This is a genomic window from Bacillus sp. SIMBA_008 (assembly GCF_046535495.1).
Taxonomy (GTDB): Bacteria; Bacillota; Bacilli; order Bacillales; family Bacillaceae; genus Bacillus; species Bacillus subtilis.
This window is the reverse complement of the sequence record NZ_JAWRWL010001008.1, coordinates 1-247: the sequence shown is the minus strand read 5'-3', so window position 1 is coordinate 247 and position 247 is coordinate 1. Positions and strand designations below refer to the sequence as shown.

1 pseudogene is annotated in these 247 nt (G+C 32.0%); it reads left to right on the top strand.

Features of this window, described 5'->3' with window-relative positions:
* A pseudogene (locus SB658_RS26435) lies at window positions 1-247 on the top strand (hypothetical protein); the annotation flags it as partial.

Below are 247 nucleotides of genomic sequence, written 5' to 3'. Positions count from 1 at the left end.
AATAAAAGGAGATGTCAACAAACGCTCTCAATTTAAAAACAATCGAAAGAACAGTGAAAATTCACTTGTAAAGGTTTATGACACAGAAGAAGATGCATACGGAATTGATATTGTTCATTTAGATCCTGGATATGAAGCAGTCAGAAACAAATTCACACATCCTTATATATATGAATTACAAGGGTACTTACATGCCAACAATACACCTGGCCAACGTAAATCTATTAAATCACTTTTTCTTTTCATT